The organism is Micromonospora humida, assembly GCF_016901255.1.
GTDB classification, from domain to species: Bacteria; Actinomycetota; Actinomycetes; order Mycobacteriales; family Micromonosporaceae; genus Micromonospora; species Micromonospora wenchangensis.
In genome coordinates this window covers 14,769-39,593 of sequence record NZ_JAFEUC010000005.1, presented here as the reverse complement: position 1 = coordinate 39,593, position 24,825 = coordinate 14,769, and the positions used below count along the sequence as shown (strand labels likewise).

Here is a 24,825-nt window from a genome sequence, read left to right as displayed (position 1 = left end):
CCCGCAGTCTCCACCTGGACCCGGTCCGCCCCACCACCCCACGGCACGATGTACCACGGCCGCCACGCACGGGCCTGGTCCCGACGGCACAGGAACCGCCGGCACCAGGCCCGGACCTGCCACGACTGACGGCGTGGCCTCCCGCCGGCCGTCGCGGTCTCAGCCGACCCGCACCAGGTCGAACCGGTCGTACACCATGCTGTAACCGCTGGAACCCGGGTTCCTGCCCACCGCCACGGCCCGCAGAGTGTGGTTGCCCGCGGACAACGACAGGGTGCCGTAGTCGGCCGCATAGTAGGCGGCATTCCCGTACTCGTCCTGCGGCGGACCGACCATGACACCGTCGACGTAGAGGGCCTGGAACGCCCGGTTGATGTTGCTCTTGAGGAGCGCACGCAGGTGGTACACCCCGGATGTACTCACCGGCAGCGTGAACTGGAGATACTGACCCGCCGCGGTCCCGTCCAAGGCGGTGGCCGCGCCGCCGCTGGCGCCGGCCTCGGTGAAGACCCGGCCGGTCTGGCCGGGAGAGGCGGCGGTCGACAGCGACTCCGCCTCGTACCTGGTGACCGGCGCGCTCGCCGTTGCCGGGGTGACGAGCACCTTGTACACGGCGCTGCCGGGCAGCGTGCCGAGCGCGAGGGTGACGCCTCCCAAGGACAGCGCCACGTCCGCGTCGAGCACAACCGTCGGCGTGGACAGCGTCGGCGTGTTGGCCACCCGCTCCGCCCGCACGTGCACCACGTCGGACGACGCCAGCGCCGACGCGTTGTTCAGCCGTAGCGAGACCCCCTGGTCACCGCTGGTCTGATTGCCGATGAGCAGGACACCGCGACGCTGGCCGGTGTCCAACGACCCCAGCGCGTCGACAGTGGTCGCAGACGATGAGGTGACGTCGACCATCCGGCCGGTCATCGTCTTGTAGGTGTTGTAGTTCCACCAGACACCCTTGGGTAGCGTGCCGGTCGCCTTGTCGGCGGAGTTGCCCAAGGTCGCGATGAAGTTGCCGTCGCTGCCGATGTAGTCCCAGTCCGAGGCCAAAGCGTCTTCCAGACCGTTGGGGACGCTGCGCTCGAACTGTGCCAGCCACCGGACGTTCGGCCCCGCCGCCCAGGCATCCGCGTTACCGTAGCTGCTGCCCTGGTACTCGGTGATCGCGATCGGCATCGGGGTGATGCCGTTGGCCTGCATCCAGCTTCTGATCTGTGCGGTGTGACCGGGCACATCCGTCGGGGTCGGGTTCAGCTCGTGCCAGGACAGGACGTCGGGCAGGCAGCGGTTGTCGCGACAGTAGGTGAGGAACTGCTGGAGCTTGGTGAAGTTGTAGGCGCTGAGCTCCGGTGCCTCGACCCGGTACGACGAGTTGCGGGCCTTCACCGCGTCGTAGGCCACCTTGTGTGCCTGGAAGTAGGTGGTGGTGTAGAGGTTTCCCCACTGCGCTTCCGGCTCGTTCCAGGGGATCCAGGCGTTGACCCGGTAGCCCTTCTGCTCCGCCTCGGACATGACACCGTTGACGATGGTCGTCCACGTGCTGAAGTTGCCGTTGTCACCCGGACGGTAGTTGCGGTACGGGCTGTTCGGGTTCGCCGAGTAGTAGTAGAGGCCGACCCGCAGGTTCGCGCCGGTCGCCGAGACCCGCCGGTATGTGGCGGGGTCGTAGAGGCTCGGCAGGTTCGGGTGGTAGTCGGCACCGCGCTGCGACCTGACCTTGACACCGTCGACGAGATACTGCGCGGGCGAGGACGCCGAGATGCCGTGCAGGAAGCCACTGGCGATCTGGGTGGCCGCTCCTCGGTCGGAACCGTAGTCGACGGTGATCGTGGTGGTGGCCGCCGCCGACACGGCGTCAGTGGTGGCCGTTACCACGCCGGCGGCCACCAGAACACCGACGGCCACAGCGGCCACCGATCGTCCTGTACGGGGAAAGATCATCGGTCTTCTCCTGACGAGATCCGGGGACGGGAGGTGCCCGCCGGAGGCCCGGCGGGCGGTCGGAACTCGCACCGTGCGGCGGTGCGCGGTGCGCGGTGTGTGGTTCGGCCGGAAAGCCGCACCGGTGGTGGAGCGGCTGACCGGTGCCCGGCCCCGGCGTTCACGTCACCGGTAGGGGCTGAGCCGGCCACACATGCCGAACGGACGCCGGTCGGGCGCGGGCGCTGCCTGCGAATGGACCCTGGCCTCGGCCAGATGGAAGCCCGAGCCCTCGGCCAGCGAGCGCAGGCGGCGCCGTACCTCCGCGAGGGAGGCGGCCGGGCCGGCGTCGAGAATGCGATGCCACTGGGCGGTCCGGGCACCGGTCAGGGACACCGCGGCGTCGTACAGTGCCCGCAGCGACGAGGTGTCACCGCGAGCCAGGTCTCGCTGGATCCCGAGGTAGCCCTGCACCGCGAGATCGCGGCGACGGCGGGCGCGATGCCCCGCCGCGGGGGAGTGGGTCGGCTCCGGTCCGAGATCGGCAGCCTCGGCGTAGGCGGCCGGGTCGGCGAGGACCTCCGGCGGAAATGTGAGTACGGCGTCCCCTGCCTCCGGCAGCCCGCAGTTCTCCATGATGACCACCACCCTGAGGTCGCCGAAATTGACCGCCCGGTGCACGGTGCCCGGGGTGAAACAGACGACGGTGCCCGGCAGCAGCGGGGTGGTGGCGGGACCGGCGAGGGTCAGGGTGTGCAGTTCGCCGCGGCCGCCGACCACCACGTACGCCTCGGTACACGCCGTGTGCAGGTGCGGTGAGCCGCCGTGGCAGCCGTCGGATGCCGCCCAGGGATAGACCTCGAGCCCGGAGACACCGATGCCGTTGGGGAGGTTCACCACGGGTTGTCCTCCAGGTACCGCTCGACGCGACCGGCATTCCAGACACCGTCGGCGACGACGACGCGGTACCGTCGCCGCAGGGTCGTCCCGGCCGGGAGGACCACCTCCTCCGCGAACGCCAACGACGGATTGACCGCCGCGAAGGGCTCGTTGCGCACGAACCAGACGGGCGGGCTGTCCTCGGCGGACGGGTCGGGGACAACGACCAGGGTCGAGGCCGCGTCCACGACATCGTGCGGACTGGTGTACGCGAGCCACGCCGCCCGTTGCCCCATCACACCGGGTCCCTCCAGGCCACCGGCGGCGAGGATGGTCCCGCCGGTCAGATCCCTTGGCCCACGCCAGAACAGGCCGCTGTAGCCGGCCGCCTCGCGGCCGAAGACGGTGGGACTGCCAATTTCCAGCCCCTTCCCGCTCACATTGGTCAGCGCGCTGGCGATGGTGAGTTCCCACGTGCCGGCCACCTCGTCGACGTCGTGTACGGAGATGTCCCGGTGTTCCTCGATCCAGGGCCGGCCCCTGGCGCTGTGCCAGTGCACCCGCTCGGTGAGGTCGAGTCGGTCGACGCCGACGTCGAACCGGGAGAACGCCTGGTGGCGCAGTGACCCGACGTTGTCGAGCCGCTGGTAGCTCTCATCTCGGACGTAGCTGTAGCCGCCCCAGAAGTTCTGCCCCGACAGATGGGAGATCGTCATCGCGACACCCTTGTGCCAGCGGTGGTCGTGGGGACGGTGCGCCGAGACGAGATTGCCGGCGGTGGTGAGCACCGGGTGGAAGAAGGGCGCCGGGCACTCCCACGGGTCGGTCTCGGCACCGTACACGTAGGACACCAGATCCTGGTCGCGGAGGCTGACGGTGACGGCCGTGCCGACGTCGTGCCGGACGCGCAGGGCCTCACCGGCCGGGAATCTGCGGTTCATGCGTTGCTCCTTGCCGGCGCCCAGCCGACCGTGTCGCCATGCAGGGCGTGGTAGAAGGGGTTCTGTGGGACGAGTTCGGTGCGCCGCACCGACCGACCGGTAAGGGCTGACTGGTATAGCGCGGTGACGAGTTCGAGAGTGCTCCGGACACCCGCTCCGCTGGCCGGTGGACGCGTACCCGCCCGCAACGCCGCCAGCAGCAGCGGAAACTGGGCGGCGTGCGAGCTGGGTACGTCGGGCGTCGGCGTGCGCCACCGCTGGCGGCGCTGTTCGGGCACGTGCGGGGCGGCGGTGTACGTCCAGTCGCTGTCGCGGTAGCCGTACAGGTGGGTCAGTTCGACTGTCGCGTCGGACAGGTCGATCCGTAGATAGCTCTCCTCACGAGGCGACAGGATGCTGTTGGTGACGCTCGCCAGCGCGCCGTTGGTGAACCGCACGAGTGCCAACGACACGTCCTCGGTCTCGACGTCGCGGTCCAGCCGCCCGGCCAGCGCGGTCACCTCCTCCCAGGGGCCGAGCAGGGTCAACAGCAGGTCCATTTGGTGGATGCCGTGTCCCATGGTCGGGCCGCCGCCCTCGGACGCCCAGCTACCGCGCCAGGGGACGGTGAAGTAGGCGGGCGGGCGGTACCAGGTGGTCGTACACTGTGCCAACAGTGGACGGCCCAGCTCACCGGCGGCTATCAGGTCGGCGGCGTGCATTCCGGCGGAGCCGAACCGGTGCTGGAACACCACCGCGGCATAGGCCCCACTGGCCTGCTCGGCGGCGGTGATCCGGTCGAACTCGGCAAGTGTGCGACACGGCGGCTTCTCCACCCAGGCCCAACTGCCGGCCGCCAGGACCGATTCGAGCTGCCCGATGTGCTCGGCCGGCGGTGTGCACACGTGCACCAGGTCCGGTCGTTGCGCGGCGAGCATCTCGTCGACGTCGGTGTACCCGGCCGTGATGTCGGCGCGGGCGCAGAACTGCGCGACCCGGCCGGGGTCCACGTCAACCGCGGCGACCAGTTCGACCCGGTCCCGGTGAGCCTGGATCGTGGGCAGGTGACTGCCGGTGGCGATGCCGCCGGTCCCTACGACGGCCACCCGGATGCGCTCGTCCCGACCTGTCATGCGGTGCGCTCCTTCACGCTGGTGCGGTTCATCGGTCAGACCGTCCGTCCCGCGCGGCCACCGCTGTCGGATCGACCAGCCGCAGGGCGACGAGCAGCAATGCGAGGGTGGTCGACATGTAGACGGTCGCCATGGCGTTGATCTCTTGAGAGGCGAGTTCCCCGGCCTGGACCGCCGCGCCGTACAACGCGACGACGAGGGTCTGACTGTCCGGACCCGAGACGAGGAAGGTCAGTTCGAACTGACCGACGACCCGTACCAGGGTCAGGACACCGGCTGCGAGCAGGCCGGGGACCAGGAGCGGACTGAGGATGTGAACGAAGACCCGACGACTGGTGGCGCCGCAGACCCGGGCCGCCTGCTCGACGCGGGGATCGATCTGCTCCACGAACGGGATGAGCACCAGAACCGCGAAGGGGATGGCCGGGACGAGGTTCACCAGCACGATCCCGGCCAGCGTGTCGTTGAGTCGCAGCCGGTAGACCAGGGTCGCCAGCGGCACGGCGTAGGTCATGACGGGCAGCACCTGCGGCACGAGGAACAGGACCAGGAGCAACCGGCGACCCGGGAAGGTCAACCGGGCCAGCACGTAGGCGGTCGGCAGCGCCATCGCCAGCGTCACCGCCACGACGGTCACCCCGACCTCGACGGTGGTCACCAGCAGCCGTCCGAGACCGAAGGTGGTCCACGACTGCGCGTACCAGCGGCCGGTGTAGCCGCGCGGTAACCAGCCGTCGGCAAGCTGCGTGGTGAGCGAGGCGAGCAGGACGCTGGCCACGGCCAGCAGCAGGCCCCCGACGAATACCCACAGCCCGCCCCAGGTGACCGCGCCGGTGAGGGTGTACCCGACCGGGCGGCGTCCGGCCCCGGCGGGGGGCAGGGCGGTCTCCCCGGTGGACGTGGCGGCCATGTCGGTCATCCCTTGCCTCCGGTGGTGGGCCCGCGGTGCAGCAACCCGCGTGCCCACAGCACGAGGCCGAGGACCGCCAACTGGACGACCGCCATCACCACGGCGGCCGCGGACGCGGTGGGGTAGTGCCCGTAGCTGTACTCGGTGTAGGCGATCTTCGACAACACACGGGTGGGACCGGCGTCGTTGCCCACCAGGGTGGCGGAAGGGAACACCCCGAACGCCAGCACGAAGGAGAGACAGAACGTGATCGTCATCCCGGGCAGCAGCAGCGGGAAGATCACCAGCCAGAACCGCTGGGCGGGCCGCGCACCGCAGACCGCAGCGGCCTTCTCCAGGCCGGGGTCGATGCCTGAGGTGTAGCCGACCATCAGCAGGAATGCGAAGGGAAGTCCGGTGAACACCAGCGACAGCAGCACCCCGGTGACGTTTCCGACCAGGGGCAGCGGCCGGTCGATGGCCCCGACGCCGAGCAACGCCCGGTTGAGCCAGCCGGACGGGCCGAGGAACTCCTTCATCGCCGAGGCGACGAACACGGTGCCCAGGGTCATGGGGACCAGAACGACAGCGATGAGGGCGCGTTTGGCCCGAACCCGGCCCCGCATCCGTAGGCGATCGGCACCGCCAGCACCACGTTGATCACCGAGGCGGTGAGCGCCAGCGCAAGCGTGATCAGGATCGACCTGCGGCTGCCATGGTTGTTGACCAGCCGGTCGGCGAAGAAGTCACGATAGGCCGAAGACCAGCCCTGAGCGCCCTGGAAGGACAGCCCGATGCCGTAGCACACCGGATAGACGAAGAACACGACCATGAACAGCACACCGGGCACGACCAGCCACACCGTCGACGGGACGCCCCGCCGACCGGTCCGGTCCCGCCACCGCAGTAGGTGATCCCCGACGGTCCTGCCCGCGCTCACGACGACTGCCCGCCAACCAGCAGGGCACGGTCCGGTGTCGGCATCTCCGCCTGTGGCCGAGCGAACAGCCGTACCCGGTTCGGCGCGACGACGGCGACCGCCTGTTCGCCGGGCCGGAACGACTGCTCCGACCGGCAGTGCAGGAGATGGCCACCGGGTCCGCTGCCCTCGATGGCGAAACCCCGACCCTGGTACTCGCACACCCGTACGTCGAGCGGCACCTCGTTGCCGGAGTTGGCGGTCGGTTGCCGGACGAGCAGCAGATCCTCGGGCCTGATCATCGCGACGGCTGGGCCCGGGGCGGGCCTGTCGGCGCCGTGCCCACCGACCCGCAGCACCAGGGCGCCGGCGTCGAACACCCCGCCTGCAAGCGTCCCCGGCAGACTGTTGCGGTAGCCGACGAACCCGGCCACGAACGCGTTGGCGGGCCGCTCGTACACCTCGGCGGGCGTGCCGACCTGCTGGACCGCGCCGTCGCGGAGCACCATTATCCGGTCGGCGAGGGACAACGCCTCGGTCTGATCGTGCGTCACATAGATGGTGGTAAGGCCGAGCTGCTGGTGCAGCGCCCGGATCTCGGTACGCAGGTCCAACCGTAGGCTCGCATCGAGGTTGGACAGGGGCTCGTCCATCAGAACCAGGCGGGGCTCGACCACGACGGCGCGGGCGATCGCCACCCGTTGCTGCTGGCCACCGGAGAGCTGGCGGGGATACCGGTCGGCCTGCGCCCGCAACCGGACGAGATCGAGGGCCCGCCGCACCCGCTCGGCCCGCTCGGGCTTCGGGCACCCCCGCATCCGTAGGCCGAAGGCGATGTTGTCGGCGACGGTCAGGTGTGGGAAGAGCGCGTAGTTCTGGAAGACCATCCCGATACCACGCTGCTCCGGCGGCAGCCGGTCGATGCGCCGCCCATCCAGGCAGATCGTGCCGGCCGTCGGATCGAGCAGCCCGGCCAACAGGTTCAACGCCGTCGACTTGCCGCAGCCGGACGGACCCAGCAACGCCACGAAATCACCTGCGGGCACGTCGAGGTCGAGGCCCTCCAGCGCGGTGAAGGAGCCGAACTGCCGACGCAGGGCATCGATACGCAGCGCGCCTCCGCAGCCCTGGCCGGTCACTTCTTCGATCCGATCGACCTGTTCCAGATGTCGTACTTCACCTGCACGTGATCGCCCACCACCGGGTTCCTCACCTGCGCGGTTGCCAGCAGTCGGCGGTTGAAGTCCGGGCTTCCGTACCGCTGGTAGCGCGCCTGGGCGTCGGCGGGGGCCATGGACAGGTCGACACCGTGGACGGGGAAGGCGGCGCGGAACGGGATCGTCATCGCCTGTTGCCGGGGCTCCAGCAGGTACGTGACCAGGGCCAGGTTGACGGCGAGCCGGTCCGGGGCCACCCCCCTCGGCACGGCGGCCCACTGGGCGACCTCGATGGTGACCGGGTCATCGAACGCCTGGAGCGCGAACTGGTCGCCGAGCACGCCCTTGGCCTTCATCTGCACGTCGAAGCCGGTCTCGCTCAGCACGATGTCGAGCGACCCCTTGGCGAGCGCGTCGAAGGTGTCGACGGTCTTGGTGGCGTACGACGCCGTGTATCTGTTCAGCTCCGCCAGATAAGCCCAGGTCTTCGTCCAGCTGGCAGGGTCGGCCGGAGTCGGGTCACCAAGCATGTGGGGCAGCGCGTCGATGAACTGGTTGGCCGGCCCGCTACCTGTGGGCACGGCCGCGAACCCGAACCGCCCCGGATGCTCCTTCGCCCAGTCCAGCAGCTCTTGTGGGGTACGCGGTGGATGGGCGACAGTCCGCGTGTTGTACGCGAGAACCGGGCCGTCCGGCTGGCCCGAGATGATCATTCCGTTGCCGTCGAGGGCATCCTGCAACTGCCGCGCCGCCGGAGTCATCACGTCGGCCGGGTCGGGCAGGGCGGCTGCGTAGCCCGGTAGCAGCGGCACCACGGTCTGCTGCTTGGCCAGTAAGGAGAGCCCTTCGGTGCCGGTGAGCACCAGGTCGTCGGTGACATTGCCCGACTGCTGCTGGGCGTAGAGTTTGCCGACGACATCGGTGGGTGTGCCGCTCTCGTACCGTACTGACGACACGAACTGCGGATGTTCCTGGGCGAAGCGTTCGATGATCGGCTTGGTCAGGGCGAGGACGCCGGAGACGTCCAGGATGCGCAGCACGACCGGCCTGGTCGGCAGGTCCGGCACGGTGGTCGGCGGTGCCGCGACCGGAGCGCGCCCCGGGGCGGCGCAGCCGGTGATCGCGACCGCGAGGGCGACGACTGTCACCACAACGGCGGGACGGGATCTCCTCATCGACGATTCTCCTGGTCGTAGCGTTGCGGAGGCCGGCGCGGGCGGCGGTCACCTGTTGCGCGGCCGGGCACGACGAAGCGGTGGAGGGACACCGCATCCCACTCGGGCCGGCTCCGGTGGTCATCGGTGGCGACGGGCACTGTGCGGACCCGGGGGTACGCCTCGACATCGCATGGGTGGTCTGCCGGTGGACGGCATCGCCGGCCGACCGGTGCGGGTACCCGGGAAACTGGCAGTTAATTAGATTGACATCGATGCGTCACGGTTACGATAGTGATCGATCACTTTTCTGTCAACGCCCTTCGACCACCACTGCCCACCAGGGGGAATGAGAAAAATGGCAACCGGGCAACCAGAACCAGCCGGCCGCGCCGGCAAGGCCGCCACGATCCATGAGGTCGCCCGCGCCGCCGGCGTCTCCCACCAGACGGTCTCCCGGTACCTCAGGGGCCAGGGCGGACTCAAACCCCAGACCCTGGAGAAAGTCACCCAGGCCATCGAACGGCTCAACTACCGGCCGAACCTCGCCGCCAGATCGATGCGCACCCGGCGATCAGGCCGGATCACCGTCGTACTGCCCGAGACCACCGACTTCGTGCCGACCCGGCTGCTCAGCGGTGCCACCGACGCAGCCCACGAAGCCGGATACCTACTCGACGTCGTAGGGCTCGAAGGCGACGCCGCGGCCCGAGCCGAGCGGATGCGCACCCTGCTGTCCCCCGAGAACGTGGACGCCGTGTTGTCCTTCACCCCGCTCGCCACCCGGACAGCAGACCTCGACCTGACGTCCTTCCCCGTGCCTGTCCTGGTCGACGGCGAGTACGACGACAACATGCGGGCCCAGGGCGTACTCGCGGACGCCTCGCCGGTAGTCGAGATCGTCGGCCGGCTCGCCGCCGACGGACACCGACGCTTCGCCCACGTCGCCGGCTCCGACCTGTGGGCATCCGCGCGCAACCGCCGCCGGGTCTACGAGACGACAGTGGCGCAACGCGGCCTCACGTCCTGCGCGGTCGTCGACGGCGACTGGACCGTGCGATCCGGCTGGGAGGCGGCCACCACGGTGCTGCCCCGCTGCGGAGCCACCGCCGTGCTGGCCGCCAACGATCGGGTCGCCTTCGGGATCCTCCAGGGACTCCAGAGCCTGGGCATCGACGTCCCCGGCCAGATCAGCGTCTTCGGCTGGGACGACGACGAGATCGGCCACTACACACGTCCCACCCTGTCGACAGTCAGCGTCGACCGGGAACGGCAGGGCCGGGAGGCGATGCGGCGGCTCCTCGCCCTCCTGCGTGGCGAGGAGCCACCGAGCCTGCCGAACCCGTCCGACCTCCACCGCCTCCTGCCCCGCCAATCCACCGGCCCCGCGCCGGAGGTCGCCGCCCGTCAGGCCTAGCTGGTGGTGCAGGTGATGCTGGCCGGCGGGTTGTTGGTGCCGTTCCACGTCGCGGTGAAACCGAACGTGGTGGAGGCGCCTGCGGCGAGCGCACCGTTGTAGGCGACGTTGGCGACCGTAACGCTCGCCCCGCTCTGGGTGTGGCTGCCGTTCCAGATCTGGGTGATCACCTGGCCGTCGGGGAAACTCCAGGAGACCTTCCACCCGTTGATCGGCGTCGCGCCGGCGGTGACCGTGACGTCGGCCTGGAAGCCCCCGGCCCAGGAGTTGGTGATGGTGTACCTCGCCGTCGCCTGGCCGGCCGGTGGCGCGGTCGTGCCGGTCGGCGTCGCGGTGGGGGTGGGGGACGGTGTCGCGGTGGGGGTCGCGCCGACAAAGGTCAGCTTGACCACGTACGCGAGCGCGCTGTACGGAGCGCTCGCCGAGGGCATGGTGACGTGCAGGCCGGACCCGTCCTGGGTGGGCCGGGGCAGGTTGACGTACGTGCCGGCGGTGGAGCCGAGCAGCTGCACGCCGGTCAGGTTGCCCAGGTTCACCCGGCTCGACGTCATCGTCGAGATGGTCAGGGTGCTGCCCGGCCAGCCCAGCACCGTCGCGTACAGGACGGTGTTGTTCTTGTTGCGGGTGAACCGGATGTCCCGGTTGGTGCCCGCGCGTGGGGTGACGAAGGACCCGCCGCCCATCTGGGTGGGTCCTTCGCCGTAGACGGACCAGGCCCGGGTGCCGTAGATCGACTCGCCGAACCGCTTGAGATGGTCGCCGATACCGCGCAGGATCGTCTGCTGCCCGGACGGTATGACACCGTCGGCCGTCGGCGCGACGTTGAGGACCATGGTGCCGTTCTTGCTGACCCGATCGATCAATGCGTGCAGCAGGGCGGTGGTCGAGTAGTAGCCGATGCCCTGGGTGTAGCACCAGCTGCTGCTGGAGACGCTGTCGTCGGTGAGCCAGTACGGCGTCTGGATGCCCGCCGGGCCGCCGCGTTCGTAGTCGTAGACCTCACCGCGGTTGTTGAACCCGTCCTTGTAGGTGGCCACCACGTCCCGGTTCCACGCGACGGCCTTGTTGTAGTAGTACGCCAGGAAGTCGAGCCGCCGTGCCTCGTCGATGCGGCCGAGGTAGAGGTCCTGCCAGATGAGGTCGGGCTGGTAGCCGTCGATGACCTCCCGCAGCTTGTCGGTCCACAACTGCTGCTCGGTGGCGTTGTCGAGCTGACCGTAGAGCTTGCGCAGGGTAGTGCTGGACTGCTGCGGCACGTACTGGTAGTAGCCGCCGAAGTTCCACTGGTGGTGCAGCGAGACGAACAGCTTGAGACCCTTGGCGCGGATGGCGTCGGCGTGCAGCCGCAGCAGGTCCAGCTTCGGGCCGGTCGCCACGGAGTTCCACTCGTTGACCCTGCTGTTCCACATCGAGTAGCCGTCGTGGTGCTCGGCCACCGGCCCGGCGAACCTCGCCCCGGCGTCGACGAACAATTGGGCCCACTCGTTGGGGTCCCAGTTGCCGCCGGCGGATCTGAGCTTCGGCGCGAACTGCACCCAGTTGCCGGCCTTGTCGCGGGCTCCGTTGATGAAGTTGTGGTACGGCCAGGCCGCCGGATCGCCGTACACGCTCTTGTGATGGTTGTTCTCGTACGAGCCGTTGTTGTACATGTTGCGCGGATACCACTCGTTGCCGAACGCGGGGACGGTGAACGCACCCCAGTGGTAGTAGATGCCGAACTTGCCGTCCTGGAACCACTCGGCGGCCGGCGGGTGCTGATCGACCGACGCCCAGGTGGGCGTGTAGCTCTGCGGCCCCGCGGTGGCCAGGGCGTTGCGGACGCCGAGCAGGCCGGTGGCGGCGGCGATACCGGTGGCACCGCCCGCGACGAGCAGTCCGCGGCGGGTCAGTCGGAGGGGGGACGAGGACATTGGACGCTCTCCTGGTCGAACGGTGGTGGGATGACCTGCCGCGGAAGGTGTCACCGGTAGCCGGCGGCGACGATGTTCGCCTGGACGGCGTTCTCGGTGGCGTCGGTGGGGTAGCCAGCGGTCATCACGCCCTCGTAGAAGGTGCCGGCCGCGCCGTGGCTGTTGTCGCCGCCGATGCCGAGGATGATCGCGCCTTCCTTCTTCATCGGGTTGTAGCCAGGCACGTTGGGCCGTACGCCGTTGTAGAAGGTCGACAGACTGCCGGACTGGGCGTTGCCGCCGCGGATGGCCCAGTGGTTGGGCTCGCCCTTGATGATGGCGGTGAGGTAGCGGTGGCTGATGCTGGGGTCGTTGGCGTTGTATTTCTGGTTGACCCCGGAGAACAGACCGTTCTCGAGGTCGGCCATGATCCACGGGCCGTTGCCGGCGCCGTAGCCCCAGACCTTGTTGTTGCCGAAGTAGATGGCCTCCATGGTGCCGTTGCCGTTGTCCCGGCTGTTGGTCTCGGCGTTGCCGTAGTCGAAGCAGCAGCCGCCGTTGTAGTGGGTGCCGTCGAGGATGGCGTACATCCCCTCGGGTTGGTCGCCCTCGGCGATGCCGTTGGTGGTGTTGTTCCGGTAGCCGGTGCCGGGGGCGACGAACACCCCGTACGCCTTCTGGCCGTTGAGCGTGGTGGGGGCGGCGGTGGCGTTGGCGAGGTTGTCGTATCCGCCGGGGGCAGGGCCGGGGAAGCCGCCTGGGGGCGCCTGGGTGAGGTGGTTTCCGCGACCGCTCTGGTCGTAGATGACGGTGATCAGGCAGGTGGTGTTGGCGCAGAAGGTGTCCTGGGCGGCGGCGTTGGCGACTCCGCCGGCGGCCAGGGGGGTGATGTTACGGGTGGTGTTGTCCGAGGCGCGACGGACCTGGTAGAGGTTGCCGGTGTACGCGGCGTACAGGGCCCGGGTGGTGCTGTGCGCCGCCACGCAGGGGGTGTTGCCGGCGGCGTAGAGGTCGCAGGGCAGGCGGGTGCCCGGCGGTGGCGTGGTGGGCGGTGGCGTGGTCGGCGGCGGTGTAGTGGGGGTGACGCCGCCGGTGCAGGTCGTGCCGTTCAGCGTGAACGTGGTGGGTGCCGGGTTGCTGCCGGTCGCCGCGCCGTTGAAACCGAACGAGGTGCTGCCTGCGGTGGGGATGCTGCCGTTGTAGGACACGTTGGTGACGGTGACCTGGGCACCCGACTGGGTGTAGGAGCCGTTCCAGAGCTGGGTGACGGTCTGGCCGGCGTCGAAGCTCCAGGTGAGCCGCCAACTGCTGACCGGGTCGCCCAGGTTGGTGATGGTGACGCCCGCGCCGAAGCCGCCGGGCCACTGTGAACTGACCGTGTAGGTGACCTGGCAGCCGGCGGCCACCGCGGACGCCTGGGGCGTACCGACTATGCCGCTGCCGATGAGCACCAGCGTGGCCAGGGCCGCGACCGACCCCGACGCCCCACGCCGGACAGTGCCACGTTTCATCGAATCCTCCAGATGTGGACGAGAGTTCACGGGCCCACCGGGATGGGTCCATCCGGTTCGCCGCCTGTCGGGCCCGAACTCCGGCAGACGTGAGGTGACCGTGCAGCCCGGTGAGTCCGCCGGTCGGTGCCCGTCGGGGCTGGCGGCCCCGGACGCCGGGGGCACTAACCAGCCGAGTCGGCGGCAGAGGGTGTGACCCAGCTACTGCACTGAGGAGCAAGTTAACGTTCACATAAGAGCGTGTCAATGGTTGTGTCGACTGTGGTGCACCCCTGCCCGAGCCGACCGGGGTGGCCATCAAAAGCGCTCTCACCAGGTAAAATGGCAGGGCCGTGGCATTCTTGCCGGGAGTTGATCAGGCGAAATCGGCAGGAGGCGCGAGCGGTGGCGTGGGGTTCCGGCGGCGGATCGGGCGGACGGATCCAGCCCCGCCGGAGCGCCCGGTGTGCTTCCGGGTGGGCCAGGAGCACCCCCGGCTGGCCCGTTTACCGCCGTCGGGCGGCTCCAGAACGCGCTGGTACCCCGTCTTTGTCCGAAACTGTTAACGCAAACATAGGTCAGCCCATCGGCCGAAGCCTGAGCGGCTTCGGCCGCTTAATGCCAGGTGAACCCGTGTTATAGCGCTTCTAAAGGGGTGGGATGTGCGCCGGAACCGGTCAAAAATCGAGGGTTCAGAAGTTTCGAGAAATTTCTTGTCACATCTTGACGGGGACCGCTTCCATCCACGAGAGTCCATGTGGGCGGCGCCGCGTGCGATCGGCGGCTGACGAGTCAGCAAAGATGCAGGTGAAGATATTCGGGCAGCACCTGTTAACGCTCTCAGGGTGAACGGTCGACGCCGATGTCCACCCGGGCTGCTGACGATGGGCGACGTCGACCCACGTCCAGCTTCCCCCCGCCGACCGAGCCGGGCTCGCGGTCGACCTCGTCCTGCTTCGTTCCACCCACCCCGCAAGCGACGCGTCCACGCCGCGGACGGCGTCACCCGCCCTGCCCAACCACACGGTTTCCCGCACGACGACGCCCGAGCAGACCGACACAGGAGCCACCTCATGACCCGACGTTCGTCCATCGCCGGTGCGCTGGCCACCGCGGCCGGGCCCGTCGCCGCGCTGGCCGGCGCTGCACTGAGCGGTAGCCCCGGCACCGCGTCGGCCGCCGAGGTCAGCCCGCCGGCCGCGACTGCAGGATGCGGCAGGCCCCCACCCTGGGCAACGGCTCGGTGACGACGCCCGCCCTCACCTGCACCGCGACCTGAGAGACCGCAGGCAACTCGCCGACGCACGCCTGCCCCTGACCTACTGCACTTCCCGACCAAGTCAACCGACAAGCACGCCGACAGAAGGGGTTCGCACCGTGGCGATCAGCCGACGAGCACTCATCAAGGCCGTGGCAGCATCCGGCGCGCTCACCGCAGCATCGGTGGCCGGGCTACCCGGCGTCGCGTGGGCGGCGAACACCGCGTACGCCATGACCTACTTCACCGAGACGCCGAGCTTCCAGGGCGCGGACTACGGCCTGCACCTGGCGGTGAGCCGCGACGGTCTCAACTGGATGCCGCTCAACCAGAACAACCCTGTCGTCACCCCCACCCAGGGGCAACTAGGCCTACGGGACCCGTTCGTGTTCCGCAAGCAGGACGGCACCTTCGTGGTGCTGGCCACTGACCTCAAGGGCACTAACTTCGGCCTGAACAGCCAGTACCTGCACGTGTGGGACTCGACCAACCTGACGAACTTCACCGGCTACCGCCGGATCAGGATGCACACCCTGCCCAACTCGCACACCTGGGCGCCGACCGCGTTCTGGGACGCCGCCCGCGGCCAGTACGCCATCGTGTACTCCTGCAACAGCGGCGGCGACGTGCTGATGGTCAACTACACCAGCGACTTCGTCAACATCGGCCCCCAGCAGGTGTTCTTCAGCCCCGGGTTCGGCGTGCTCGACGGCGACGTCGTCGTGGACGGCGGCACCACCTACCTGTATTACAAGAACCTCTCGACCGGCCTGCTGCACGGCGCGCGCTCCTCGACTGGGGCACCGAACAGCTTCACCACCTACACCAGCGGGCTACGGATGGGCAACGCCATCGAGGCTCCGCTGCTGGTCAAGAACAACGACGGCGGCGGCTGGCGGCTGTGGGGTGACTCGTTCAGCCCGGTCAACGCCGACTACTACATCTGGTCCACCTCCAACATCGCCGGCAACTCGTGGACGGCACTCAACCAGCGGGACTACACCCCGCCGTTGAACGCCAAGCACGGCTCGGTCGTCGGGATCAGCGACGCCGAGTACAACGCGATGGTGTCCCGGTGGGGCACCCCGAACTGGGTCCGCCTCAAGTCGTCGAACCTGCCGGACTACGTCGTACGGCACAGCAACGGCGTCGGCCGGATCGACCCGTTCCCGTTCGACCCGTACCAGGACCAGTTGTGGCGGATGGTGGCCGGACTGTCCGACGCCGCGGGTGTCTCGTTCGAGTCGGTGAACCGGCCGGGCAACTTCCTGCGGCACAGCAACTACGCCATCCGGCTCGACCCGAACGACGGGTCGGCGACGTTCCGCGCCGACGCCACCTTCCACCGCACCACCGGCCTGGCCGACGCGGCGTGGACGTCGTTCCGCTCCGCCAACTTCCCCGACCGGTACCTGCGGCACGCCGGGAACCTGCTGCGGATCGACCCGCTCAGCGCCGGTTCGGCCCTGAACGACAGGCAGGACGCCACCTTCCGCATCACGCCCTGACCGAGGAGGACACCATGACGAGGACCCTGCTGCGCCGCGGTGCGGCACTGCTCGCGAGTCTGCTCTGCGTGGTCGTGCTGAGCCCGGTCGCCGGCCACGCGGACAACCCCGTCGTGCAGACCATCTACACGGCCGACCCGGCGGCGCTGGTACACAACGGTCGGGTCTACCTCTACACCGGCCACGACGAGGACGGCTCTACGTACTTCACGATGAAGGACTGGCGCGTCTACTCGTCGGCGGACATGGTCAACTGGACCGACCACGGCTCCCCGATGAGCCTGGCCACCTTCAGTTGGGCCAGCACCGACGCGTGGGCCGGCCAGACCGTCTACCGCAACGGCCGCTTCTACTGGTACGTCCCGGTCAAGAACCGGGCGACCGGACGGATGGCGATCGGCGTCGCGGTCGCCGACAGCCCCACCGGCCCGTTCCGCGACGCCATCGGCCGGCCACTGGTGGAGAACGGTGAGATCGACCCGCACGCCTTCGTCGACGACACCGGACAGGCGTACCTGTACTGGGGCAACCCCAACCTGTGGTACGTGCGGCTCAACACCGACATGGTCTCGTTCTCCGGCGGCCCGACCCAGATCCCGCTGACCACCGCCGGCTTCGGCGCCCGCAGCGGCAACCCGAGCCGCCCCACGCTGTACGAGGAGGCACCCTGGGTCTACAAGCGTAACGGCCTCTACTACAACGTGTTCGCGGCCGAGTGCTGCTCGGAGTTCATCGCGTACTCCACCGCGCCCGGCCCGACCGGGCCGTGGACCTACCGGGGGACGATCATGCCCCGGCAGGGGGCCAGCTTCACCAACCACGCCGCCGTCGTCGACTTCAACGGCGGCTCGTACTTCTTCTACCACAACGGCGCGTTGCCCGGCGGCGGTGGTTTCACCCGCTCGGTCGCGGTGGAGAGGTTCGCCTACCGCGCCGACGGCACCATCCCGACGATCACCATGACCACCTCCGGGGCACCGCAGGTCGGCACGCTCAACCCGTACGTCCGCCAAGAGGCAGAGACGATCGCCTGGTCTGTCGGGGTGGAGACCGAGCCGTCCAGCGAGGGCGGGATGAACGTCGGCTGGCTCAACAACGGCGACTACATCAAGGTCAAGGGGGCCGCCTTCGGGGCCGGTGCCACCTCGTTCACCGCCCGGGTCGCGTCGGCGACCACCGGTGGCCGCATCGAGGTACGGCTCGGCGGCGTCACCGGCACCACCGTGGGCACCTGCACCGTCCCGGTGACCGGCGGCTGGCAGACCTGGACCACCGTCACCTGCCCGGTCAGCGGCCTCACCGGCACCCAGGACGTGTACCTCAGGTTCGCCGGGGGCAGCGGCAACCTCTTCAACGTCAACTGGTGGCAGTTCCGCTGACGCCCTGCGCCGCCCCGGCCGCCCGTCCCACCCCGGCCGCCCGTCCCACCGTGGCTGGCGTCGACCACCTCCACCCCTCACGCACGAGGAGACACCTGATGACAGGACGCAGATCGAGACTCGGGTCGGTAGCCGCGACGATGCTGCTGGCCCTGGGCCTGGGTACCACGATGGTCAGCGGCGGACTGGGCGCTTCCGCCCGCGCTGCGGACGTCGCGACGACGGCCGCGACGGCCGGCTGTGGGAAGGCCCCGACGCTGGCCAGCGGCACCCACACCATCACCAGCAACGGCAAGAACCGCAGCTTCATCCTGCGGGTGCCCGACGGCTACGACGCCAACCGGCAGTACCGGCTGGTGCTCGGCTTCCACTGGGTCGGCGGCACCGCCACCGACGTCGCCACCGGCCAGACCGTGCAGCGCGACGTGTGGTCCTACTACGGCCTGCAACGACTGGCGAACAACAGCACCATCTTCATCGCGCCCCAGGGCCTGAACAACGGCTGGGGCAACGCCGGCGGGGAGGACATCACCTTCGTCGACAACATCCTCAGCCGGGTCGAGGCCGGGCTGTGCGTGGACACCACCCAGCGGTTCGCCCTCGGCTTCAGCTACGGCGGCGCGATGAGCTACGCCGTCGCCTGCGCACGGCCCACCGTCTTCCGGGCCGTGGCGGTCTACTCCGGCGGGCAGCTCAGCGGATGCAGCGGCGGCACCCAACCGATCGCCTACTTCGGCGCGCACGGCATCCGCGACGGCGTCCTGAACATCGCCGGCGGACGAACGCTACGCGACCGGTTCGTCCGCAACAACGGCTGCACCGCGCAGAACCCACCCGAGCCGAGCCAGGGCAGCCTGACCCACCGCAGCACCACCTACTCGGGCTGCCGGGCCGGGTACCCGGTGGTGTGGGCGGCCTTCGACGAGGGGCACATCGCCGCTCCGCAGGACGGCGCACCCGGTGACAGCGGCACCCGCACCTGGCTGCCGGCCGAGACGTGGCGGTTCTTCACCCAGTTCGCGTCGACCACGCCCGCGCCCACCACCCCCGGTCCGACGACCCCCGCACCGACCACGCCCGGCCCGACCACACCCGCGCCGACCACCCCGCCGCCGGCCGGCGGGGGCTGCGCGGTCACCGCGACGGTCAACGCGTGGAGCACCGGCCTGACCGAGGACCTCACCGTCACCAACACCGGCAGCACCCCGGTCAACGGCTGGTCGCTCGCCTTCACCCTGCCCGGCGGGCAGAGCATCACCTCCGGATGGAACGCCACCTACACGCCCGCCTCCGGCCAGGTCACCGCCCGCAACGTCAGCTACAACCCCACCATCGCCCCCGGCGCCTCGGTCAGCATCGGCTTCCAGGCCAACCACACCGGCGACGCCGCCGCACCGGCGGCATTCACCCTCAACGGCGTCACCTGCACCAGGTAGCCGCCGTACCGGTCGCGGGCGGGCCCGGGGTGGCCCGCCCGCGACGCTCCCGGGCATCCCGAGCACAGCCGGTGGTGAGACCGAATCCGCCAACCTCGGTAACGCGGCCCTCCGGCGCTGAGTCGGCGGCTGCCCCCACGCCGCGTGGGGGCAGCCGCCGACGTGCCTGGACCGACCCGGCGACGCCGATCCTGTGCAGACGAGTCGCAAGGTGTCGCCACACCATGGCCCGGAAGCTGTCGGTGACGTGATCAGCTCGGACAGGTACCGACGGAACGACAGGAATATGTGCAGAAGGGAAGCCAGCCCGATGCTGGCCGTGCGGTGCCCGTGGACGCCCGCGGTCGTACAGACGGCGACCAGATTGGCCCGTTCGGTCTCCAGCCAGGCCAGCGCCTCCTGCGGGACGGAGTTGGCGGTGAGCGCGGCGGCGACCGGCGGAGGCTGCAGATGAGCACTGGCGGCGGCGGTGGCCCCGACGTAGTAGGTGAACAGCCTGGCGCGGGCGGGGTCCGGAGCATCGGCGTCGGCCGCCTGCTCCTGCGCGTAGAGCCGGACCAGGTCGTGCATCCGCCATCGCTCCCAACCGGGGCCGGCCTCGACGAGGTGGGCGCGGGCCAGGTCCGTCAGGAGCATTTCGGCCCGGTGCGCATCGGGGTCGAACGGCCCGGCGTGCGACGCGGACCTGCGGGGCGCTGCCGCGGTGTAGGCGGTCAGCGCCAGCCCCGGCATGGTGGCGAAGATCCCGAGCGTGCTGGCCCACTTGTCGGCCTCCGTCACGCCCACGCGGGCGAACGCCGCGCCGAGGCCGACCAGGCCTAGCGAGCAGACCACCCCGACCGTCCACCCGGCGATCCTCCTGTTACGAAGGGTCATCGTTTCGCTATCTACGGTCACCGCCACCTGCGGAACCGCAGCCGGACCCGCGACCGCGGTCCCGGATCGCGGACGGCGTGGCTCAACGGACGGTGGTCGCCACCACGCCGCGCGCCGCCCGACCCGGCCGGCGGTCGCCAGGACCCGCTGCCGTCAACGACGCTGTGCCGTGATCAGGACGTACCCCGGAAAACCGCCCGGACCACGCTCGTGCGCACCCTCCTCGTCCCGGAACAGCCAGTTGGTGATGCTCGTGCCGTACAGCCGTGCGATGTCAGGGTGCAGCCGGATGTACTCCCGAAGCTGCTCCTGCGCCGGGGGAGGGAAGACCGCGTGCTCCGTGACGTCCCGGATGTCGAGCACCGTGAACCCCGCCTCCCGCAGCAGCGGTGCGTAGTCGTCGATGTCGATGAGGTTGACGACCTCCGTCGGCTCGTCGTAACCGGGCCGGCGGAAGCAGTCGGCCAGGGCCAGCCGCGAGCCCGGCCTGAGCACCCGGGCCGCCTCGGACAACGCCCGCTGCTTGTCCGGCATGTGCAGCAGCGACTCGAAGAACCACGCACCGTCGAACGACGCGTCGTCAAAGGGCAGCTCCATCGCATCGGCGAGCTCGAAACGCACCCGGTCGGCCAACCCGCCCCGCTGCGCCCGTGCCGTGGCCTCCGCCACCTGACCGTCGCTGACCGTGATGCCGACGACCTCCACGTCGTACGAGCGGGCCAGTTCGAGCGCCGGACCACCCACCCCGCACCCCAGATCGAGGATGCGCTGACCCGAGGCGGGCGTCAGCCGCTCGATCAGCCGGGCGGTGAGCCGTTCGGACGCGGCGATCAGGTCGACCTGGTCGCCGTCGTCCGACCAGTAGCCGAAGTGCAGGTTCGCCGGCATCTGCGCCCCGACGAAACCGTCGTACATCTCCGCGACCCGGGTGGCGTTGTCGTCTGCTGTCGATGTCACCTACGGCCTCCAGTGGTCACTGTCGATCGAATCTGTCGGCCCGGCCCCGGGGGCGGTCCACATCCCGGTGGGTTCAGCGCGCTGGGAACAGGTCGGTGGCGGTGACCCGGATCGTGCCGGGCGCGTCCCGGGGGGTCGGCACGAGATGCAGATGCTGGGTGTCCGGCTCCTCCGGGCGGTCGCACCCGGTCGTGCAGGCACAGGGATCGGTGGTGAAACCGGCGAACCGGTAGGCGATCTCCATCATCCGGTTGCGCTCCGTCGGGCGGAAGTCGGCCACCAGGTGGACGCCGGCCGCGAAGGCCCGGTCCACGAGCCAGTTCAGGATCACCGCCCCCGCCCCGAACTGCACCACCCGGCACGACGTGGCCAGGAGCTTCACCTGCCAGACACCCTCCTGACGCGCCAGCAGCACGACGCCCACGGCCCCGTGCGGACCGAACCGGTCGGCCATGGTGGTCACCAGGACCTCGTGGCCCGCATCGTCGAGCAGCCGCCGCAGCGCCGCATCGGAGTAGTGCACGCCCGTCGCGTTCATCTGGCTGGTCCGCCGGGTCAGCTCCTCGACCCGGGCGAGGTCCCGGTCGGTCGCCCGGTCGATCCGCATCTGGAGGTCCAGCGAGCGGAGGAACTCCTGGTCCGGCCCCGCGAAGTCGCGTTGCACGGCGGTACGTCGGACGTTCGCCTGGTACATGCGGCGTCGTTGCCGGGCGTCCTCGGTGACCACCGCCGGGGTGAACTCCGGCCGGCGCGGCAGTCCGGGCACCTCCTCGTGGCTGTAGCAGCGCACGTCGGGCAGGTGGAACGCGACCTCGGCGCGTTCGGTGGGCTGGTCGTCGACGAAGGCCACAGCGGAGTACGCGAACCGCAGACCGTCGGCGATCCGGCGCACCGACTCGGACTTGGGGCCCCACCCGATCTCCGGCAGGAGGAAGTACTCCGCGACGTCCCACCGTTCCAGTTGCCGCCACGCGAGGGCGTGGTCGTTCTTGCTGGCGACCGACTGCAGGATGCCCCGCGCGTCCAGGGTGGTGATCACCTCACGTACCTCGTCGGGCAGCCGGAGGTCGTCGCCCTCCAGCAGGGTGCCCCGCCAGAGCGTGTTGTCCAGGTCCCAGACGAGACACTTCACCGGCTGGTCAGGCATCGGCCCTCCCCACCGTGGCCAGCGCGTGGTCGGCGAGGATGAGCTGACAGATCTCGGTGGTGCCCTCGATGATCTCCATCAGCTTGGCGTCCCGGTAGGCCCGGGCCACCGGGCTCCCGTCGTGGGCGGCCCGGGAGGCCAGCAACTGCACGGCCGTCGCCGCGCCCCGCGCCGCGTTGCGCGAACTGACCTGCTTGGCCAGCACCACGGCGGCGACCAGCCCCGGATCACCGTCGTCCCAGCACCTGCTGGCGTGCTCGCAGGCACGGCTGGCCACCTGCTCGGCGACGAGGAGTTCGGCGAGGTGCCGGGACACGAGCTGGTGGCGGGCCAGCTCGGTGCCGAACTGGGAGCGGGCACGCACGTGGGTGGCCGACACCCGCAGACACTCGCGCAGGATGCCCACGCACCCCCAGGCGACGGACATCCGCCCGTAGAGCAGCATCGCGGTCACCAGCATCGACAGGTCGTGCCCACCGCCGCCGAGGATCGCGGAGGCGGGGAGGCGGACGGCGTCGAGACGGACGTCGGCGTGGCCCGCCGCGCGGCACCCCGACGGATGCGGGACCCGCGTCAGCCGGACCCCCGGACGGTCGCGGGGGACGACCGCGACGGCCGCCCCCGACCCGAACCGGCCGACGACGAGGATGAGGTCGGCGTAGGTGGCCGCCGTGGTCCACACCTTCTCCCCGGTGACCACGGCCTCGCCGTCGACGATCTCGATGCGGGTGGTCATCGCGCCCAGATCACTGCCGGCGTCGGCTTCGCTGAACGCCACCGCAGCGAGTTGCCCGCCGGTGAGCCGGGGCAGGTAGTGCCGCCGCTGGCCCGGGTCGCCGAACCGGCCGATGCTCCAGGCCGCCATGCCCTGGGAGGTCTGCACGCTACGCACCGAGCTGCACAGGCCGCCGGTGTGTGCGGTCAGCTCACCGTTGTCCGCGCTGCTCAGACCGAGCCCGCCGAACTCCACCGGAACCTGGGCGCACAGCGCCCCCTGCCGGCCCAGCTCCCGTAACACCGCGACGGGCAGTTCACCGGCGAGGTCCCAGCCGCCGGCCCGGTCGCCGATGAGCGTGCTGGTCAGGTCGCGGGCGGTGGTGCGGCGTTCACCGGCCATGGTCGTCACGCAGCCGCCGCACCAGGGCCGCCATCGACCGCACCGAGCGGAAGTTGTCCAACCGCAGGTCCGCACCCAGCACGGCGATCTGGAAGGTCTGTTCGAGGTGGACCACCAGCTCCATCGCGAACAGCGAGTTGACCAGCCCGCTGTCGAACAGGTCCTGGCCGACCTCGACGGTGGTCCTGAGCCGGTCGGCGAGGTACGACCGCAACGTCTCCTCGGGGTCGAGGATCTCCGCGCTCTGCTCCACCGTCACGACAGTACCTCCGTGTAGTCGTAGAAACCGCGGCCCGACTTGCGGCCGAGATGGCCGTCGCGCACCTTCGCCGTCAACTGTTCGCAGGGCCGGTACCGCTGCTCGCCCGTGCGTTCGTACAGCGCCGCCAGCGAGTCCACCAGGTTGTCCAGACCGATGAGGTCGGCGGTGCGCAGCGGGCCGGTCCGGTGTCCGAGGCAGCCCTGCATGAGGGCGTCGACCTCGTCGGCCGTGGCGATGCCGTCCCCCACGAGGCGGGCCGCGTCGTTGAGCATCGGGTGCAGCAGCCGGCTGGTGACGAAACCCGGCGAGTCACGCACCTGCACGGCGCGTCGGCGCAGGCCCGCCAGCAGGGCCATGAGCGCGGCCACGGTCGCCTCGCCGGTACGCGGCCCGCGGATCACCTCGACCAGGTCGATCAGGTACGCGGGGTTCATGAAGTGCGTGCCGACCAGCTGGTGCGGTCGGGGCAGGGCCCCGGCCAACTCGTCGATCGGGATGCCCGAGGTGTTGGTGACGAGCGGGACGTCCGCGCCGACGGCCCCGGCCACCTCGACGAGGATCGCGGTCTTGACGGTGAGGTGTTCGCTGACCGCCTCGATCACGGCCGAGACCCCACCCAGTTCCCGTACGGCGGTGGCCGTCACCAGCCGGCCGGGTTGCCCGTCGGCCGGTGCCGCGTTCATCAGCCGGGCATGGCGCAGTTGGAGGGGAATCGTGTGGGTGGCCCGGTCGAGCGCCGCCGGGTCGTTGTCGACCAGCACCACCGGGCGTCCACTGCCGAGCACGGTCGTGGCGATGCCCGTTCCCATCACCCCGGCGCCCACCACGGCGACCGGCCGGCTGTCGGACCCGACTCCCATACGTGTGCCCCCGACCCTCGACGATCCTCGCCCCGAGCGGACTTCCGGCGGCGCGCAGCCCCGATGCGGGTCCGCTGCTGACATGGCGGACTCCGGGACCCGGCCGACCGGTTCCCGCCGTCCGGCTCCACCGCGAGCGAGGCTAGCACCCGACAAATTTCCGGACATAGGTCAGATGACTCCTCCGTCCATTTAGCGGGTGCGCGAAATCGCGTGTCCCGCCATTGCCGGGAAAACCCGGAAATGGATTCCGTTCGACCTCCGGTG

The 24,825-nt window shown here is 69.9% G+C and carries 20 protein-coding genes; 4 read left to right on the top strand and 16 right to left on the bottom strand.

The annotated features are described in order from the left end of the window. Nucleotides 1-159 precede the first annotated feature (159 nt). The 9 genes from JQX11_RS11980 to JQX11_RS11945 all read right to left on the bottom strand — a co-directional run bounded on the left by JQX11_RS11980 (nucleotide 160) and on the right by JQX11_RS11945 (nucleotide 8,983). Nucleotides 160-1,905 carry a hypothetical protein gene (locus JQX11_RS11980; protein WP_204925052.1) on the bottom strand — a complete coding sequence of 582 codons (1,746 nt, stop codon included), beginning with the start codon at nucleotides 1,903-1,905 and terminating at the stop codon, nucleotides 160-162. A 192-nt stretch (nucleotides 1,906-2,097) separates the two neighbouring features. After that, nucleotides 2,098-2,811, bottom strand: coding sequence for a cupin domain-containing protein (locus tag JQX11_RS11975; protein WP_204925051.1), 714 nt, complete (start codon nucleotides 2,809-2,811; stop codon nucleotides 2,098-2,100). After that, the gene (locus tag JQX11_RS11970) at nucleotides 2,805-3,731 is read right to left on the bottom strand and encodes a DUF6807 domain-containing protein (protein WP_204925050.1); all 927 of its coding nucleotides are present in this window, start codon (nucleotides 3,729-3,731) and stop codon (nucleotides 2,805-2,807) included. The genes JQX11_RS11975 and JQX11_RS11970 overlap by 7 nt, the downstream gene beginning before the upstream one ends. Continuing rightward, on the bottom strand, nucleotides 3,728-4,843 hold the full coding sequence (locus tag JQX11_RS11965) for a Gfo/Idh/MocA family protein (protein WP_204925049.1): 1,116 nt from the start codon (nucleotides 4,841-4,843) through the stop codon (nucleotides 3,728-3,730). Before JQX11_RS11965 ends, JQX11_RS11970 begins: the two co-directional genes overlap by 4 nt. A gap of 28 nt (nucleotides 4,844-4,871) precedes the next feature. Then, on the bottom strand, nucleotides 4,872-5,753 hold the full coding sequence (locus tag JQX11_RS11960; protein ID WP_204925048.1) for an ABC transporter permease: 882 nt from the start codon (nucleotides 5,751-5,753) through the stop codon (nucleotides 4,872-4,874). A gap of 5 nt (nucleotides 5,754-5,758) precedes the next feature. Beyond that, on the bottom strand, nucleotides 5,759-6,304 hold the full coding sequence (locus JQX11_RS11955) for an ABC transporter permease (protein WP_232377757.1): 546 nt from the start codon (nucleotides 6,302-6,304) through the stop codon (nucleotides 5,759-5,761). Further along, complete coding sequence (locus tag JQX11_RS32315; protein WP_232377756.1) at nucleotides 6,301-6,594, bottom strand: ABC transporter permease family protein; 294 nt, start codon at nucleotides 6,592-6,594, stop codon at nucleotides 6,301-6,303. Before JQX11_RS32315 ends, JQX11_RS11955 begins: the two co-directional genes overlap by 4 nt. A gap of 74 nt (nucleotides 6,595-6,668) precedes the next feature. Next, on the bottom strand, nucleotides 6,669-7,790 hold the full coding sequence (locus JQX11_RS11950) for an ABC transporter ATP-binding protein (protein WP_307826152.1): 1,122 nt from the start codon (nucleotides 7,788-7,790) through the stop codon (nucleotides 6,669-6,671). Further along, nucleotides 7,787-8,983, bottom strand: coding sequence for an extracellular solute-binding protein (locus JQX11_RS11945; RefSeq protein WP_204925047.1), 1,197 nt, complete (start codon nucleotides 8,981-8,983; stop codon nucleotides 7,787-7,789). Before JQX11_RS11945 ends, JQX11_RS11950 begins: the two co-directional genes overlap by 4 nt. A 337-nt stretch (nucleotides 8,984-9,320) precedes the next feature. Here JQX11_RS11945 and JQX11_RS11940 point away from each other — a divergent pair, with 337 nt between their 5' ends. Then, nucleotides 9,321-10,379, top strand: a complete 1,059-nt coding sequence (locus JQX11_RS11940; protein WP_204925046.1) for a LacI family DNA-binding transcriptional regulator — start codon at nucleotides 9,321-9,323, stop codon at nucleotides 10,377-10,379. Here JQX11_RS11940 and JQX11_RS11935 read toward each other — a convergent pair. Continuing rightward, entirely contained in the window at nucleotides 10,376-12,289 is a 1,914-nt protein-coding gene (locus JQX11_RS11935) for an alpha-L-fucosidase (RefSeq protein WP_232377755.1), read from the bottom strand. The two genes, JQX11_RS11940 and JQX11_RS11935, sit on opposite strands and share 4 nt — an antisense overlap. A 50-nt stretch (nucleotides 12,290-12,339) precedes the next feature. After that, nucleotides 12,340-13,779: an arabinofuranosidase catalytic domain-containing protein gene (locus JQX11_RS11930; protein ID WP_204925045.1), complete on the bottom strand. Its 1,440-nt coding sequence runs from the start codon at nucleotides 13,777-13,779 to the stop codon at nucleotides 12,340-12,342. A gap of 1,356 nt (nucleotides 13,780-15,135) precedes the next feature. Here JQX11_RS11930 and JQX11_RS33370 point away from each other — a divergent pair. From JQX11_RS33370 to JQX11_RS11915, 3 genes are all read left to right on the top strand, one after another. After that, nucleotides 15,136-16,524, top strand: coding sequence for a glycoside hydrolase family 43 protein (locus JQX11_RS33370; RefSeq protein WP_204925044.1), 1,389 nt, complete (start codon nucleotides 15,136-15,138; stop codon nucleotides 16,522-16,524). Nucleotides 16,525-16,538: 14 nt separating this feature from the next. After that, a complete protein-coding gene (locus JQX11_RS11920; RefSeq protein WP_204925043.1) occupies nucleotides 16,539-17,903 on the top strand; it encodes a glycoside hydrolase family 43 protein in 1,365 nt (454 codons plus the stop codon). 98 nt (nucleotides 17,904-18,001) lie between these two features. Then, on the top strand, nucleotides 18,002-19,339 hold the full coding sequence (locus JQX11_RS11915; protein ID WP_204925042.1) for a CE1 family esterase: 1,338 nt from the start codon (nucleotides 18,002-18,004) through the stop codon (nucleotides 19,337-19,339). Nucleotides 19,340-20,368: 1,029 nt separating this feature from the next. Here JQX11_RS11915 and JQX11_RS11910 read toward each other — a convergent pair. The 5 genes from JQX11_RS11910 to JQX11_RS11890 form a co-directional block, all read right to left on the bottom strand. Then, nucleotides 20,369-21,172, bottom strand: a complete 804-nt coding sequence (locus tag JQX11_RS11910) for an SAM-dependent methyltransferase (RefSeq protein ID WP_204925041.1) — start codon at nucleotides 21,170-21,172, stop codon at nucleotides 20,369-20,371. 73 nt (nucleotides 21,173-21,245) lie between these two features. Then, complete coding sequence (locus JQX11_RS11905; protein WP_204925040.1) at nucleotides 21,246-22,319, bottom strand: HAD-IIIC family phosphatase; 1,074 nt, start codon at nucleotides 22,317-22,319, stop codon at nucleotides 21,246-21,248. Further along, entirely contained in the window at nucleotides 22,312-23,436 is a 1,125-nt protein-coding gene (locus JQX11_RS11900; protein ID WP_204925292.1) for an acyl-CoA dehydrogenase family protein, read from the bottom strand. The genes JQX11_RS11905 and JQX11_RS11900 overlap by 8 nt, the downstream gene beginning before the upstream one ends. Then, nucleotides 23,426-23,695: an acyl carrier protein gene (locus JQX11_RS11895; protein ID WP_204925039.1), complete on the bottom strand. Its 270-nt coding sequence runs from the start codon at nucleotides 23,693-23,695 to the stop codon at nucleotides 23,426-23,428. Before JQX11_RS11895 ends, JQX11_RS11900 begins: the two co-directional genes overlap by 11 nt. After that, the gene (locus tag JQX11_RS11890; RefSeq protein ID WP_204925038.1) at nucleotides 23,692-24,558 is read right to left on the bottom strand and encodes a 3-hydroxyacyl-CoA dehydrogenase family protein; all 867 of its coding nucleotides are present in this window, start codon (nucleotides 24,556-24,558) and stop codon (nucleotides 23,692-23,694) included. Before JQX11_RS11890 ends, JQX11_RS11895 begins: the two co-directional genes overlap by 4 nt. Nucleotides 24,559-24,825: the final 267 nt, after the last annotated feature.